This window comes from Mycobacterium sp. 1164985.4 (assembly GCF_001668575.1).
GTDB lineage: Bacteria > Actinomycetota > Actinomycetes > Mycobacteriales > Mycobacteriaceae > Mycobacterium.
This window is the reverse complement of the sequence record NZ_LZMD01000073.1, coordinates 1-1,268: the sequence shown is the minus strand read 5'-3', so window position 1 is coordinate 1,268 and position 1,268 is coordinate 1. Positions and strand designations below refer to the sequence as shown.

General features: G+C 63.0%; 1 protein-coding gene and 1 other annotated feature. The gene reads left to right on the top strand.

Features of this window, described 5'->3' with window-relative positions; genetic code table 11:
* The first annotated feature begins 5 nt into the window (after positions 1–5).
* A protein-coding gene (locus A5650_RS14880) for an IS3 family transposase (RefSeq protein ID WP_502687076.1) occupies positions 6–1,246 on the top strand; the annotation gives its coding sequence in 2 pieces (ribosomal slippage) (positions 6–291 and positions 291–1,246; 1,242 coding nt in all).
* Positions 281–398 (top strand) — a sequence feature (AL1L pseudoknot). It overlaps the preceding gene by 118 nt.
* Positions 1,247–1,268: the final 22 nt, after the last annotated feature.

Genomic DNA, 1,268 nt, shown 5'->3' with positions numbered 1-1,268 from the left:
AAGCTATGCCCCGTCAGTATTCGCCGGAGTTTCGGCAGCGTGCGTTGCGGTTGTTGGACACCATGATGGAAGCCTCGGAAACATCTGAGTTCGAGGCCATCAAGTCCGTGGCTAGCAAACTCGGAATTTCGGAGGAATCGGTGCGCCGGTGGCGCCGCAAAGCTCAGGTCGATGCCGGCGAACGACCCGGTACGACAAGTTTGGAGCACGCCGAGATCCGCAAGCTCAAGCGTGAGAATGCCGAATTACGCAGAGCCAACGAAGTGTTGAAGTCTGCGTCTGCGTTTTTCGCAGCGGAGCTCGACCGCCCCGCGACGAAATGATCGCCTACATCGATGCGCATCGCGATCAGTTCGGGGTCGAGCTCATCTGTCGTATCCTGCGGGCAGCTATCCCTGGTTTCCTGACCTCCCGCGGGTATCGGGCCGCGCGGACCCGGCCGCCCTCGGATCGCGAGATCCGTGATGAGCAGCTGATCGCCGACCTGCGCACGGTGCACCGCGACAACTACTCGGTCTACGGGGTCCAGAAGATGCATCAGGCCATGAAACGCAAGGGCTGGCACCTGGGCAGAGAACAGACCCGCCGATTGATGCGCAAGGCCGGGCTGCGTGGCGTGCAACGCGGTAAGCCGGTATTCACCACCGTCACCGACCCCGCCGACACCCGGCCCGCAGACCTGGTCAACCGCCAGTTCAAGGCGCCGGCGCCCAACCGGCTATGGGTCGCCGACATCACCTTCGTCCGGACCTGGCAGGGGTTCTGCTACACCGCGTTCGTCACCGACGCCTGCACCAAGAAGATCGTCGGCTGGGCGGTTTCGGCGACGATGCGAACCGAAGATCTTCCCTTGCAGGCGTTCAATCACGCTGTGTGGCAGTCGAATACCGATCTATTCGAGTTGGTCCATCATTCCGACCGCGGATCGCAATACCTATCGCTGGCCTATACCGACCGGCTAGCCGAACTCGGGATCGCCCCCTCGGTAGGGTCGCGCGGCGATAGTTACGACAACGCCCTCGCCGAGGCGGTCAACGCCGCCTACAAGACCGAGTTGATCAACCGTGCGAAACCGTGGCGGTGCGTCGACGACGTCGAACTGGCCACCGCCGCCTGGGTGGCCTGGTACAACCAGGAACGCCTGCATGAAGCCCTCGGCTACGTTCCACCTGCCGAGTACGAGGCCGCCCTCACCGGCACCTCACACCCCGCGAGCCAGCCAACCCCGGCCCTCGCAACCGAGTAGGAACAAAACCTGGGGTACTTCA